Origin of the sequence: Bradyrhizobium sp. CCBAU 25338, from assembly GCF_028128965.1 — a bacterium.
Classification (GTDB): domain Bacteria; phylum Pseudomonadota; class Alphaproteobacteria; order Rhizobiales; family Xanthobacteraceae; genus Bradyrhizobium; species Bradyrhizobium liaoningense.
This window is the reverse complement of record NZ_LFKY01000038.1, coordinates 258,115-271,177: the sequence shown is the minus strand read 5'-3', so window position 1 is coordinate 271,177 and position 13,063 is coordinate 258,115. Positions and strand designations below refer to the sequence as shown.

General features: G+C 63.7%; 14 protein-coding genes. 3 read left to right on the top strand and 11 right to left on the bottom strand.

The annotated features are described in order from the left end of the window. Positions 1 to 15 precede the first annotated feature (15 nt). From ACM42_RS21470 to ACM42_RS21435, 8 genes are all read right to left on the bottom strand, one after another. Positions 16 to 1,485, bottom strand: coding sequence for a CpaF family protein (locus ACM42_RS21470; RefSeq protein ID WP_271529794.1), 1,470 nt, complete (start codon positions 1,483 to 1,485; stop codon positions 16 to 18). Positions 1,486 to 1,506: 21 nt separating this feature from the next. Beyond that, positions 1,507 to 2,775 (bottom strand): AAA family ATPase, encoded by a 1,269-nt coding sequence (locus ACM42_RS21465; RefSeq protein WP_271529792.1) that lies wholly within the window; start codon positions 2,773 to 2,775, stop codon positions 1,507 to 1,509. Continuing rightward, entirely contained in the window at positions 2,772 to 3,506 is a 735-nt protein-coding gene (locus tag ACM42_RS21460) for a CpaD family pilus assembly protein (protein WP_271529791.1), read from the bottom strand. Before ACM42_RS21460 ends, ACM42_RS21465 begins: the two co-directional genes overlap by 4 nt. A gap of 19 nt (positions 3,507 to 3,525) precedes the next feature. After that, entirely contained in the window at positions 3,526 to 4,989 is a 1,464-nt protein-coding gene (locus ACM42_RS21455; protein WP_271529904.1) for a type II and III secretion system protein family protein, read from the bottom strand. Between the two features lie 11 nt (positions 4,990 to 5,000). Continuing rightward, positions 5,001 to 5,798 (bottom strand): Flp pilus assembly protein CpaB, encoded by a 798-nt coding sequence (cpaB, locus tag ACM42_RS21450; RefSeq protein WP_271529790.1) that lies wholly within the window; start codon positions 5,796 to 5,798, stop codon positions 5,001 to 5,003. 128 nt (positions 5,799 to 5,926) lie between these two features. Next, positions 5,927 to 6,451, bottom strand: coding sequence for an A24 family peptidase (locus ACM42_RS21445; RefSeq protein ID WP_271529789.1), 525 nt, complete (start codon positions 6,449 to 6,451; stop codon positions 5,927 to 5,929). A gap of 120 nt (positions 6,452 to 6,571) precedes the next feature. Further along, positions 6,572 to 6,718, bottom strand: a complete 147-nt coding sequence (locus ACM42_RS21440; protein WP_271529788.1) for a hypothetical protein — start codon at positions 6,716 to 6,718, stop codon at positions 6,572 to 6,574. Between the two features lie 70 nt (positions 6,719 to 6,788). Further along, positions 6,789 to 6,953 carry a Flp family type IVb pilin gene (locus tag ACM42_RS21435; RefSeq protein ID WP_271529787.1) on the bottom strand — a complete coding sequence of 55 codons (165 nt, stop codon included), beginning with the start codon at positions 6,951 to 6,953 and terminating at the stop codon, positions 6,789 to 6,791. Between the two features lie 266 nt (positions 6,954 to 7,219). Between ACM42_RS21435 and ACM42_RS21430 the strand changes: the two genes are divergently transcribed. After that, complete coding sequence (locus ACM42_RS21430) at positions 7,220 to 8,047, top strand: sterol desaturase family protein (RefSeq protein ID WP_271529786.1); 828 nt, start codon at positions 7,220 to 7,222, stop codon at positions 8,045 to 8,047. Between the two features lie 112 nt (positions 8,048 to 8,159). Next, the gene (locus tag ACM42_RS21425) at positions 8,160 to 8,651 is read left to right on the top strand and encodes a pilus assembly protein N-terminal domain-containing protein (protein ID WP_271529785.1); all 492 of its coding nucleotides are present in this window, start codon (positions 8,160 to 8,162) and stop codon (positions 8,649 to 8,651) included. A gap of 179 nt (positions 8,652 to 8,830) precedes the next feature. Here ACM42_RS21425 and ACM42_RS21420 read toward each other — a convergent pair whose 3' ends face one another. The 3 genes from ACM42_RS21420 to ACM42_RS21410 form a co-directional block, all read right to left on the bottom strand. Further along, positions 8,831 to 9,043 carry a cold-shock protein gene (locus ACM42_RS21420; protein WP_014439634.1) on the bottom strand — a complete coding sequence of 71 codons (213 nt, stop codon included), beginning with the start codon at positions 9,041 to 9,043 and terminating at the stop codon, positions 8,831 to 8,833. Between the two features lie 265 nt (positions 9,044 to 9,308). Beyond that, positions 9,309 to 9,596 (bottom strand): translation initiation factor IF-1, encoded by a 288-nt coding sequence (infA, locus tag ACM42_RS21415; protein WP_024340539.1) that lies wholly within the window; start codon positions 9,594 to 9,596, stop codon positions 9,309 to 9,311. Between the two features lie 23 nt (positions 9,597 to 9,619). After that, a complete protein-coding gene (locus ACM42_RS21410; protein WP_271529784.1) occupies positions 9,620 to 11,200 on the bottom strand; it encodes a DEAD/DEAH box helicase in 1,581 nt (526 codons plus the stop codon). A 480-nt stretch (positions 11,201 to 11,680) separates the two neighbouring features. On the opposite strand from ACM42_RS21410, the gene urtA reads away from it, so the two are divergent. Further along, on the top strand, positions 11,681 to 13,009 hold the full coding sequence (gene urtA, locus ACM42_RS21405) for an urea ABC transporter substrate-binding protein (RefSeq protein ID WP_271529783.1): 1,329 nt from the start codon (positions 11,681 to 11,683) through the stop codon (positions 13,007 to 13,009). The last annotated feature ends 54 nt before the right edge of the window (positions 13,010 to 13,063 follow it).

The window sequence follows — 13,063 nt, the reverse complement described above, 5'->3', positions numbered from 1 at the left end:
GCGGCGCTGACCTGCTCACGTCTTCGGAGCGACTTCCGCTGCGTCGAGCGCAGCGGCAAGCCGCTTCTCCTCGCCGTAATAGCGGGCGCGTTCCCAGAACTTCGGACGGCCGATGCCGGTCGAGCGGTGCCGGCCGATGATCTTGCCGTTGGCGTCCTCTCCGACCATGTCGTAGAGGAAGATGTCCTGGGTGATGATGGTGTCACCTTCCATGCCCATCACCTCGGTGATGTGGGTGATGCGGCGTGAACCGTCGCGTAGGCGCGCGGCCTGGATGATGACGTCGATCGAGGCGCAGATCATCTCGCGGATCGTTCGCGAGGGCAGGGAGAAGCCGCCCATCGTGATCATGGATTCGCAGCGCGACAGGGCTTCGCGTGGGTTGTTGGCGTGCAGCGTGCCCATCGAGCCGTCGTGGCCGGTGTTCATGGCCTGGAGCAGGTCGAACGCCTCGGGTCCGCGGACCTCGCCGACGATGATGCGTTCGGGACGCATGCGCAGGCAGTTGCGCACCAGCTCGCGCATGGTGACCTGGCCCTCGCCCTCGATGTTGGGCGGGCGGGTTTCGAGCCGGACTACATGGGGTTGCTGGAGCTGGAGCTCGGCGGCGTCCTCGCAGGTGATGACGCGCTCGTCGTGCTCGATGTAGTTGGTCAGGCAGTTGAGCAGCGTGGTCTTGCCTGAGCCGGTACCGCCGGAGATCAGCACGTTGCAGCGGACGCGGCCGATGATCTGGAGGATCTCGGCGCCCTCCGGCGAGATCGCGCCGAACTTGACCAGCTGATCCAGCGTCAGCTTGTCCTTCTTGAACTTACGAATGGTGAGCGTGGGGCCGTCGATCGACAGCGGCGGCACGATGGCGTTGACGCGGGAGCCGTCCGCGAGACGCGCGTCGCAGATCGGCGAGGATTCGTCGACGCGCCGGCCGACCTGGCTGACGATGCGCTGGCAGATGTTGAGGAGCTGCTGGTTGTCGCGGAAGCGGATGCCGGTGCGCTGGATCTTGCCGGCGACTTCGATGTAGACGGTGTTGGCGCCGTTGACCATGATGTCGGCGATGTCGTCGCGCGACAACAGCGGTTCGAGCGGGCCGTAGCCGAGCACGTCGTTGCAGATGTCGTCGAGCAGTTCTTCCTGCTCGGCGATCGACATCACGATGTTCTTGATCGCGATGATCTCGTTGACGATGTCGCGGATTTCCTCGCGCGCGGACTCCGAATCGAGCTTGGCGAGCTGGGCGAGGTCGATCGCCTCGATCAGTGCGCCGAAGATGGTCGCCTTGACCTCGTAATAATTGTCCGAACGCCGGCTCTCCATGGCCGGAGGCGGTGCGGCCTTGGCAGGGGCAAGCGGCGGCGAGGCGACGGCCGGCGGAGTCGGGGCGCGCGACATCGTCGGCGCCGGAGCCGGGGCAGGCTCGTGCGACACAGCGCCGGGCTTGGGCGCCCGAAAGTCGGTGTCTGTTCCGCTACGCTTACCGAACACTTAACAACTCCATGCGGCGGCTTATCTTCCCCGCAACTTCTCAATCAGAGGTGAAAGCAGGGACGACTTTTGTTTCTTGGTCTCGCTGCGGCCGGTCAGGCGTTGGGCGATCTGCAGGAACATCTCGATCGACTTGTGGTTGGCGGAGATCTCCGCGATCATCTGGCCGTTGTTGGCTGCCGAGCCGAAGATCTGCGGCTCGAACGGGATCGAGACGACCGGCTGGCTCTCGATCGCCTTGGCGAACTCCGTGGCGGCGATTTCGGGCCGTTTCGGCACGCCGACCTGGTTCAGGCAGTAGAGCGGCGGCCGGTCGTTGGGGCGTGCGGCCTTCAACAGATCGAACAGGTTCTTGGTATTGCGCAGGTTGGCGAGGTCAGGCGCGGCCACGATCAGGATATCGTCCGCTCCGATCAAGGCACGCTTGGTCCAACCCGCCCATTGATGCGGAACGTCAAGCACGATGCAGGGCATGGTGGAGCGCAGCGTGTCGAACACGGCGTCGAAAGCGTCGGTGCCGAAATCATAGACCCGGTCGAGCGTCGCCGGTGCCGCCAGCAGGCTGAGATGGTCGGTGCATTTCGACAGCAGTCGGTCGATGAAGGCAGTGTCGACGCGGTCGGGCGAGAACACGGCGTCGGCAATGCCCTGCGGCGGATCCTGGTTGTAATCGAGCCCGGCGGTGCCGAAGGCGAGGTCGAGATCGGCGACGACGGCGTCCATCGCGAGGTCGCGCGCGATCGCCCAGGCGACATTGTGGGAGATGGTGGAAGCCCCGACGCCACCCTTGGCGCCGACCACGGCGATGATGCGGCCGACCGCCTTGGCTTCCGGCGCCGAGAACAGGTTGCAGATCGAGCGCACGACGTCGATTGCGCCGACCGGCGCGAGCACGTAGTCGCTGACGCCGCGGCGAACCAGCTCGCGATAGAGCGTGACGTCGTTGATGCGGCCGATCACGACCACGCGGGTGCCGGCGTCGCAGACGGTGGCGAGCTGGTCGAGCCCGCCCAACAGATCGCTGCGGCCGTCGCTCTCGAGCACGATCACGTTCGGCGTGGGAGCCGAGCGATAGGCTTCGATCGCGGCCGCCATGCCGCCCATCTGGATCTTCAGATGGGCCTTGCCGAGACGGCGATCCTCGCCGGCCGCCTGTACCGCGGCGGCAGTCTCCACGGTTTCGCAGAAGGCCTGGACCGAGACGCGCGGCGCAGGCGCAATATGCTCCTCCATCGGTGGAGGAGCGGCTTGCGGCTGCTCTTCTTGTGTCTGGCGCGCGTAGCTGATCATCTGCCGGTTTCGCTGAGTTTGGCCTTGTCGGCCTCGGGATAGGTAGTCGTCGTCGGGAGCCCTTTGCGATATTTCTCGAGACCGGTGATGCGCCGCGGCGTGTATGAAGGAGTTTCGGGCCGCGGCTGCTCCAGATCCGACGGATTGTCGACCATGGCCGCGAGGTTGCGCTGAGAGGCGCAGCCGTAATTGTAGTAGTCCTTGTTCTCGAACCAGCGCTTGTTCTTCATCGAGGGGCCGATGTCCTCGGGCCACAGGCCGCAGGGACCGGCGACCGCGGCGATCTTTGAATAGGTGAGCCGGATCGGCGGCAGGAAACGCTTGTCTTCCGGCCGATAGGGGTGAACGCTGACGCCGCGCGGCGGAACGCCTGCCGCCGCCAGCATCGCCTGGATCTCTCGCATCGTATCCGCGATCGGACGAGCGTTGGGCGTATGGGACGGTACGTCGATACGAATGGCGCCGGTGCCTTCGTGCAACCATGCCGATGCGACCCCCATCACATCGGCGCGCTGGGCGGCGGTCAGACCACCGCGGGCATGGCCGACGAAGACGACGATCGAGCGATTTTGCTCCTCGATCGCGATCGGATGGCGCTGCCTGTAATCGTCGGGAATGGAGGCCGTGACGACTTCGTCGTGCTGGCAGCCGCCGAGCGCGAGCGCCATGCCGACGAGCGCGCCACCGAGGCGGACGGCGCGTTTGCGAAGCTGGGGTGGTCTCGTGATCATCGTGAAGTCCCGTTCCGCCTCAGTCGGTGATGAAGCCGTAGGTGCCGCGGTAGCTCTTGGCCGGCTCGGCCCGTCCGGGCACGCCGTAGAGCCGGTTGACATTGCCGATCAGCTGGGCCTGCGGATCCGCAGGCGGAGCGAAGCCGTCATCCGGCCGCGACAGGTCCTTCGGCGCCACCGCGCGAACGACATAGGGCGTCACGATCACGACCAGTTCGGTCGCGTTGTTGACGAAGTCGCGGCTGCGGAACAGCGTGCCCAGGATCGGGAGCTGCATCAGTCCCGGCAATCCGCTGATCGCCTGCTTGGTCTGCTGCTGGATCAGGCCGGCCATCGCCATCGCGCCGCCGGAGGGAATTTCCAGCGAGGTCTCCGCGCGGCGGGTCCTGATCGAGGGCACCGTCAGCGAGTTCACCGTGGTCGAGGTCACCGCCTGCGACAGCGTGATCGCATTCTCGTTCGACAGCTCCGAGACTTCCGTCATCACCCGCAGGCTGATCTTGCCTTCACTCAGCACCACGGGCGTGAAGTTCAGCGAGATGCCGAACTTCTTGAAGCTGATCTGGGTTGTACAGACATGGGTGACGGGATCGCACGCATAGCCTGACGGCACCGGGAATTCACCGCCGGCGATGAACGTCGCCGATTCACCGGAGATCGCGGTCAGGTTCGGTTCGGCCAGCGTGCGGATCACGCCAGCGGTTTCCATCGCACGCAGGGTGGCCTGCACGGATGGCGTCGCGCCGAACTTCGTGGTCAGATTGTTGCCGTCCACCAGGTTGCGGCCATAGGCCGTGAACGGGTTCGAATTGGTGAAGCTCACCACGGAGGTGCCGTAGTTGAGGTTGGCGGAGAGGTCGATGCCGAGCTGCTTGACGATGTTGCGCTGGACCTCGGCCACCGTCACCTTGAGCATGATCTGGTCGCGGCCGCGCACCACGATCGAGTTCACCACCTTGTCGGGGCCGCCGGCCAGGCGCGCGGCGAGCTCGTTGGCCTGCTGCGCTTCCATCGGGTTGGCAGCCGTTCCGGTCAGGACGATGCCGTCGCCGAGGCCATCGATCTGGATGTCTGAATTGGGCAGGACCTGCTTCAGCGCGGCCCGCACGCCGTTGAGGTCGCGCTTGACTGCGATGTCATAGGCCGCAATCTGCTGACCGGCGGAATCGAAGAACACGATGTTGGTCTGGCCGACCGCCGCGCCGATAATATAGGCGCGCTGCGCCGAGCGGACCACCGCATTGGCGATCTTGGGATCGGCGACAAGCACGTCCTTGATGTCGCGCGGCAGGTCGATCACGATGGACTTGCCGATGCCGAGCGAGAGGAAGCGAGCGTTGATCTGGCCGTCCGCCGCGGCCGGCGCCACGGGGCGGTAGTCGGCAGCGATCACCGGGTTGAACGCCAGCGCGAAGGCGGCCGAAAACGACAGGGCGCGGACCAGTGAGGTTCGTATCGTCGCCGAATCTGCCCTGCATTTCATATCGACTGTCTTCATCGTGCCTTAGCCGTCTGACTTGGAATGCCGTAGCGAATGATCAAAACGCCGTCTCGCTTCTGCGCGGAGTCATCGAGCGTGATTTCGCTCATCTTGACGTCGGCGATACTGCGCAGCGCCAGCGACAGCGTGCCGCTCTGCCGCGCCGCGGAGAGCGTTGCGGTCTGCGCTGGATTGAGCTCGAGGGTGACGGTCTTGCCGATCACCGAGTTCTGGCCGTCCTTCTCCTTGGGCGCCTGGTCGATGGCCAGAACGCGGATATTGGCCAGGATGATCTCGGACGTGACGAGGTCGGGGGCGCCGCTGCTCTGGTCCGGGTTCTTCAACCGGCGCGTGAGAAGCACGTCGACGCGATCGTTGGGCAGGATGAAGCCGCCCGCGCCGGTCTCCGGCGAGATCTCAGTTGAGATCGCCCGCATGCCGGTGGGCAGGATTGCCGCCATGAAGCCGGAGCCTTCGGCCTTGACCAGCTTCTGGTCGCGGATCGGCTCACCCTGGATGAACGGTGCGCGCGCGATCGAGCCGCTCACCTGGGTCGCAGCATCGGGACGCTCGTTGCGGCGGATGAAGGTCGTGCTGGCGGTCGCGGCCGGCCAGGTCTGCCACTGCACGTCTTCCGGCTTTACGGTCTGGCCCAAGCCGATGTCGTTCTTGGCGACGAGGACGTCTACGGTCGGCAGCTGCGCGACCGGAAGCGGAGGCGGCGCAGAATTGTCGGTGCCGCTCGCCAGGTACGCGGCGACGCCGCCGGCGCAGATGGCGACCGTCAGGACGACAATGCGTGCCCTATTCATACGCTTCACTTTCCAACAATACGCCGCGACACTGCCGCCGCCGTGATCGGCAGTTGACCAGCTATTCGTCAAAGCATGGTTAATGAGGCGTATCTAAATCGCCTTAACGCCGGGTTTACCCTGTGCGTTCAGCGCAGTGCGAGGTGAGTGAGGTCGATCGCCTTCACCCATTCGGTCTCCGGGTAGACCATCAACGCGCTTAGAGCGAGCGCGATGCCGTAGGGAATGCCGCTCTCCTTGGCGTGCAGCCGTGCGAGCCAGGCCTGGCCTGCCAGCCCGTAGGGCAGCGGCCATTGCCGGAACTGGAGCAGGAGCAGCGTCAGCGCGCCGCCGAACAGTGAGGCGTAGAGGAGGAAGTTCATCAGCTGCGCGAAGCCGAACCAGAGCGCGACGGAAGCCGCGACCTTGGCGTCGCCGCCGCCCACCCAGCCCATTGCGAAGCAGGTGAAGGCCACGACCAGGACGAGCGCGCCGGCGCCGACATGACTCATCATATCGTAAGGTGCCATGCCACCGGCGAGGGCGAGCACGAAGAAGCCTGCGACCAGCGCCAGCGACACGCGGTTTGAGATCGTCATCGTGAAGAGATCGCTCGCGGCGGCGAATGCCATCAGGGCCGGGAAGAGCAGAAGGCGCGCAAGGTCGAGGATCATGGGCTGCGTCTTGGGGCCTGGTTTGGCCGCGGGAGCTGGCGTCGCCGGATACTAGCGCGTAGTGCTAAACAAACCGACAACGGCGACAGGGACGTGGGGGCCAAGGCCGCTGAATGCGTTTCACCAGAAGCTGGCAATGCGCGCGGCGAGCGCGACCGTCGCAAGCAGCAGCGCAAGGCAGATCCAATAGGCCGGTGAGCCGGCTTGAGCCGCCCCCAACTCTTTCGCCGCGACCGCGGCATCGGTTCTGAACTTGTGCAACGCCACTGGAACTTGCCGTCTTCAGAAAAGCAAAGGCCCCGGAGGCCCGGGGCATTTGCCGCCGGTCGTCGGTTGCCTACTTCAGCGACGTGCTGATCGAGCTGAACTTGCCGTTCAGCGTGGTGCCGAGATTGTTGACGACGGTGATGATGGCCAGCGCGATGCCGGCGGCGATCAGACCGTATTCGATGGCGGTGGCGCCGGATTCATCCTTCGCGAAACGCGCAATCAAGTTCTTCATGAACAAAACTCCGTCTGGGTGAGATCGCCTCGTTCGGCGCTGTCTGAAGCGAGGACCATGAGAGCCGAGCTCTTTCGGTAAAGTTAACTCGATCGGGTAAACCCAGGTTCGGCGCGATGCTTTCGCGCAGAGTGAATTTCGCCTTAAGACGGCAGCTGCGATACATTCCGGCTCCCGATGCATCGGCAGCGCGGCGCCTGCTTCACCCTCCCTTAAATTTCGCGGAGTACGCCTAGGCAGGACTGGAATTCGCAAGAGAGGCGACGATGTCGAGCCTGCCCATGCAAGTCGCCCTGATGCTCGGCGAGACCATCGTCAAGGTGATCCCCGTCACCTTCGTGCTCGCGGCCGTCTTCACCGTGCTGGAGCATTTCTGGGCCTGCAATCCCGGCGCGCCGTGGTGGCGCAAGCGGGAGATCATCACCGACATCTGCTACTGGTTCTTCGTCCCGGTGTTCGCCCGCACCATGCGGATTGGTCTTCTGATCGTCGGCGCCAGCGTCGTCTTCAACATCCACGACGCCGACGAGCTCATTGCCTTCTACGACAATGGCCATGGTCCGCTGTCGCAGCTGCCTCTGTGGGTTCAGGCTCTGCTGTTCCTGGTGCTGTCCGACTTCATGCTGTACTGGCTGCACCGGCTTTTCCACGACGGCGGCTTCTGGAAGTACCACGCGGTCCATCATTCGTCGGAGGAAATCGGGTGGATCTCCGCGGCCCGTTTCCATCCCGTCAATCTCTTGCTCGGGACGATCAGCGTCGACGTCGTGCTGCTGATGGCCGGTATCTCCCCCAACGTCATGATCTGGGTCGGCCCGTTCACCACCTTCCATTCGGCCTTCGTGCACGCCAACCTGAACTGGACCTTCGGACCGTTCAAATACGTGCTGGCGACGCCGGTATTCCACCGTTGGCACCATACCTCGCTCGAAGAGGGCGGCGACACCAATTTCGCCGGGACGTTTCCGATCTGGGACGTGCTGTTCGGCACCTTCCGCATGCCGGAGGGGAAGCTGCCGCAGGATTACGGCAAGGACGAAGCGACCATGCCGAAGGAGATCTGGGGCCAACTCGCCTATCCGTTCAAACAATAGCCGGCGAGTTTGCGGAACGTTCATGAATTAAAGGCAGGTTGGCCGGGTCGGGCGCCGGCTCCGCTGCTATCTGATCGCTTCTGCCGGTTTGTGACGTCCCGGGGGTAAGAGTATGCGTAAAGAATTGCTGCGCCGTCATGCGCGCGTGTGTCTTCTGGTTGCCGCTGCGGTGCTGGCATGGCCGGCCGCCGGACTTGCCGAGTCCACCGCCGACACGATCGCCGTCAATGTCGACCAGGCCAAGCTGGTACGGCTGCCCGGCAAGGTGGCAACCATCGTGGTCGGTAATCCCCTGATCGCCGACGTCACGCTCCAGCCGGGCGGCATGATCGTCGTGACCGGAAAGGGCTATGGTGCCACCAACTTCATCGCGCTCGACCGGGGCGGCGAGATTCTGGTCGACCGCCAGATCCAGGTTGAAGGTCCGAGCGACCGGCTCGTCACCGTCTATCGTGGGATCGAGCGCGAGTCCTACAGCTGCGTACCGCTTTGCCAGCGTCGCGTGACGCTCGGTGACAGCGACGCCTACTTCAACAACACGATGAACCAGGCCGGTTCGCTGAGCAGCAGTGCCAGCGGCAGCGGGGGCGCCAAATCCAACTAAAGCGCGATGCGATTAGGATGAATCGTCATCGCGCTTTAGGTTGTTGTTTGAGCATGATCTTTTCGGGAAACCGCTGCCCACTTTTCCGGATCATGCTGTAAAATAAAAAGGCCGTGCGTCGCGCACGGCCTTCTTGTTTCCTCTGGCTCGAGCCGGTCGGGCCAAGAGCCCGGGTGGGCTCAGCCCGCGGCGCGGAGGTTGTCCGCCGCCGACTTGCCGGAGCGGCGGTCGGCCACGATCTCGTAGGAGATCTTCTGGCCTTCGCGCAGCGAGCCGAGTCCGGCGCGCTCCACGGCGCTGATGTGAACGAAAACGTCCTGGCCACCGTCGTCGGGCTGGATGAAGCCGAAGCCCTTGGTCGCGTTAAACCACTTCACGGTTCCCATGCTCATGGGTAGTTCCTTCTCAGATAACACAATGTAAGAGCCCGCTTCCGCGGGCCGGTTAGATCGAATTTCTGGAAGGGTCGTCAGCGTGTCTGAACCGGCTGTACCGGTGGATGCCAATGTCGTCCGGCCGAAAATCGATTAATTCATTTTATCGGAAACAGGAGCCCGAAACAATCCGGACGTGCACGAATTTTTGATCCGCCGCGATATCAACGGCGGATCAATATCCAGGTCGGAATTCTATCTCGCGCGTGCGCGCCGCAGCCGATCAGCGGCGGCGGAACTGGCCGCCGCGCTGTCCGGGACGGGGCGGTCCGCCCGCCGTGCTGGGACGTTCGTCCTTGTGGCGGAAAATCAGCCGGCCCTTCTCGAGGTCGTACGGTGACATCTCCACCGTCACGCGGTCGCCCGCGAGCGTCTTGATGCGGTTCTTCTTCATCTTGCCGGCGGTATAGGCAACGATCTCATGTCCGGCGTCGAGTTGCACGCGGTAGCGGGCGTCGGGGAGGATTTCGGTGACCAGTCCTTCGAACTGGATCAGCTCTTCCTTAGCCATGAATTTCTCCAGGTCGTGGACGGCTAGTGCGAATAGGGTTTGCGGTTCGGTTGGCTGTTTGGCCGACTCTCGCGGCGCAAAAAGGCAACGCCTTGTATCCCATCAGGCGTCCCGGCGCTATGCGCGGAACGTTGTTCCGGACGGTCGACAGGCGATGAATGCATCTTACCACCGGAGCGGCGGCGCCGAGAACCCTTCGAAGCATTCGGGCCATTGCCGGGTCGTCCGTCGGCCTGCCTCACCTCGGCGTGCCGTCCTTCGTGCCTTCCGTCACTTTGTTTGGCGGCACCATGGTGACGCCCGTCGGCATGTCTTTCGTCAGCACGCCGCCCGTCACCGTGCCGTGCCCCTTGCGGGCGTTGGCCAGGCCGGCCGCCCGGCCGGCCCTGCCGTTGCTGCGACGGGGCGGGGCCGGCATCTCGGCGTCCGGCGTCGGTGCGGTGGTCCTCGCGCGGCAGCGCGACGCGGATCAGCCGTTCGATGTCGCGGAGATAGCTGAGCTCCTCGCCACCTGCGACCAGCGAGATCGCGGTGCCGTCGGCGCCGGCGCGGGCGGTGCGGCCGATGCGGTGGACGTAAGTCTCGGGGACGTTGGGCAGGTCGAAATTGATGACGTGGGTGATGCCGTCGACGTCGATGCCGCGGGCGGCGATGTCGGTCGCAACCAGGGTGCGGATCTCGCCGGAGCGGAACTGGGCGAGCGTCCGTTCGCGATGGTTCTGGGACTTGTTCCCGTGGATGGCGCTCGCGGCAATGCCGGCCTTTTCAAGGGTCTTCACGACCTTGTCGGCGCCGTGCTTGGTGCGGGTGAAGACCAGTGCGCGGTTGATCGGCTCATCCTTCAGGAGCTTGGTCAGGAAGGCGGGCTTGGAAGAGAAATCGACCTGGATGATGCGCTGGTTGATCCGCTCGGCGGTCGAGGAGACCGGGGTCACCGCGACGCGGGCCGGATCGCGCAGCATGGCGTCGGCGAGCTCGGCGATGTCCTTGGGCATGGTGGCCGAGAAGAACAGCGTCTGCCGCTTGATCGGCAGCTTGGCGACGATTTTGCGGATATCGTTGATGAAGCCCATGTCGAGCATGCGGTCGGCTTCGTCGAGCACGAGGAACTCCACGCTTCCAAGCTTCAGCCCGTTGCTCTGCACGAGGTCGAGCAGGCGGCCTGGGGTGGCGACCAGAACGTCGACGCCCTGCATCAAGGCGCGGACCTGGCGGCCCATCGGCACGCCGCCGATGGCGAGGGTCGACGCCAGCCGGAGGTGACGGCCGTAGGCGTTGAAGCTGTCGAGGATCTGGCCGGACAGCTCGCGGGTCGGAGAGAGCACGAGTACGCGGCAGGTCTTGGGCTGCGGCTTGATGCGGTTCTCGAGCAGCCGGTGCAGGATCGGCAGCGCGAAAGACGCGGTCTTGCCGGTTCCGGTCTGCGCAATGCCGACGACGTCGCGGCCGGTCAGCGCGGTCGGAATGGTCTGGGCCTGGATCGGGGTGGGGGTGACGTAGTTCTCTTCGCGAAGAGCGCGCGCGATGGGCTCGGCAAGGCCGAAATCCTGAAACGAAGTCAAAAGAGGGGTTCTTTCCATGTCAAAAGCGGGCGCCCGGCGCATTCGGCGCGGCGCGCGCAAAAGGGTGTCGAGAAGACACCTGCGTGTTTGGGGTGTCGGATGGGCTTGGGAGAATGGGGCAAGCCAGAGGCCCGTAGGGGGCTTAAGAACACGCGGCTCGCTATGACCCCTTGATTCGCAAGAGGTCTCGGCTGCTCATATGGAACATCGAGGGGGCGCTTTCAAGGCAGGCGCGGCCGAAATAGCGATTGCGGTGCAAAAATAGTGATGCCGGAAATTTAGCCAGAATTGGCAGTTTGCTCAGAAATTAACCTGCCTGCCGCTTTCGCATACATTTCGGCCGCCTAGAATTTAGTCAAACTGACTGCGGCAAAACTTCGATTTCGGACGATTTTATAAGCCATATCAAAGTGTTGATGGGTGCTCAGTCCATGGCATGGTTCTTGCGATTCCGTTAATCGCAGGCGGCCGTGGGGCCGTTTCGCAGCATTTTCACGTCTGCGTCAGGGAGATGAGACACTCATGTTTAGCAAATCCACTCACGATATAGCGGCTTCATTTAGCCGCCGCGGCGTGCTCGCCGCGACCGCCGGACTGGTGCTTGGTCTGGCTTCATTGACTGGCGCGAAGGCCGCGGACGACACCATCAAGGTCGGCGTGCTGCACTCCCTGTCCGGAACCATGGCGATCAGCGAAACCACGCTGAAGGATACCATCCTCTTCCTGATCGATGAGCAGAACAAGAAGGGCGGCGTGCTCGGCAAGAAGCTGGAAGCCGTCGTCGTCGATCCCGCTTCGAACTGGCCGCTGTTCGCCGAAAAGGCGCGCGAGCTGATCACGAAGGACAAGGTCTCGGTCGTGTTCGGGTGCTGGACCTCGGTGTCGCGCAAGTCGGTGCTCCCGGTCTTCAAGGAGCTGAACAGCATTCTGTTCTACCCCGTGCAGTACGAGGGTGAGGAGAGCGAGCGCAACGTGTTCTACACGGGTGCGGCGCCGAACCAGCAGGCGATCCCGGCCGTCGACTATCTGATGAAGGAAGAGAAGGTGAAGCGCTGGGTGCTCGCGGGCACCGACTACGTCTATCCGCGCACGACCAACAAGATCCTGGAAGCCTATCTGAAGTCGAAGGGTGTCGCCCAGGAAGACATCATGATCAACTACACGCCGTTCGGTCACTCCGACTGGCAGACGATCGTGGCCGACATCAAGAAGTTCGGCTCGGCCGGCAAGAAAACCGCGGTAGTCTCGACCATCAATGGCGATGCCAACGTTCCCTTCTACAAGGAGCTCGGCAACCAGGGCATCAAGGCAAAGGACATTCCGGTCGTTGCGTTCTCCGTGGGTGAGGAAGAGCTCGCGGGCATCGACACCAAGCCGCTGGTCGGTCATCTCGCCGCCTGGAACTACTTCGAGTCGATCAAGACCAAGGACGGGTCGAACGAGAAGTTCATCAAGGACTGGCAAGCCTACACCAAGAACCCCAAGCGCGTGACCAACGACCCGATGGAAGCGCACGTGATCGGCTTCAACATGTGGGTGAAGGCGGTCGAGAAGGTGAAGTCGACGGATCCGGACAAGGTGATCGACGCGCTTCCCGGCATCGAGGCGCCGAACCTGACCGGCGGCGTGTCGAAGATGCTGCCGAACCACCACATCACCAAGCCGGTGTTCATCGGCGAGATCAAGGCGAACGGCCAGTTCGACGTCGTGTGGAAGACGCCGGGCCTCGTCGCGGGCGACGCCTGGTCGAAGGAGCTGGAAGGCTCCAAGGACCTGATCGGCGACTGGGTCGGCAAGAAGTGCGGCAACTTCAACACCAAGACCAACAAGTGCCTCGGTTCGGGCTCCTGATCCGGATCTGACGTCCATTGCACGATCGGAGAGGGCGGCGATCCCGCCGCCTTC